This window comes from Halalkalibacter lacteus (assembly GCF_036663595.1).
Classification (GTDB): Bacteria; Bacillota; Bacilli; order Bacillales; family Bacillaceae_D; genus Halalkalibacter; species Halalkalibacter lacteus.
This window is the reverse complement of record NZ_JAWRVL010000352.1, coordinates 1-250: the sequence shown is the minus strand read 5'-3', so window position 1 is coordinate 250 and position 250 is coordinate 1. Positions and strand designations below refer to the sequence as shown.

1 protein-coding gene is annotated in these 250 nt (G+C 66.4%); it reads right to left on the bottom strand.

The features are described from left to right. On the bottom strand, positions 1–231 hold a 231-nt coding region (locus tag SAZ04_RS22630), incomplete at its 3' end, for a hypothetical protein (RefSeq protein WP_332699969.1). Between the last annotated feature and the right edge of the window lie 19 nt (positions 232–250).

Genomic DNA, 250 nt, shown 5'->3' with positions numbered 1-250 from the left:
AGACTCTGGCGCCTGGCTGATGCGGCGACGGAACGGGTCAACGATACGCCGTACAGCTTCTACTTCCGTCGCCTTGCAATACCCGATCACGACCCCCGACCAGTCAACGTCCGCTGCCTCGCCGAGCAGGCTGGCGAGAAGCGCCGCAGACTCGATGAACCGCTCGGCGACTTCAGAGAGCTCCGGCATGAGCCCACGTGAGCCGACCCCCTCCTGAAGGCTGTCCGCCAAGGGCGGTGCCTCCGACCCG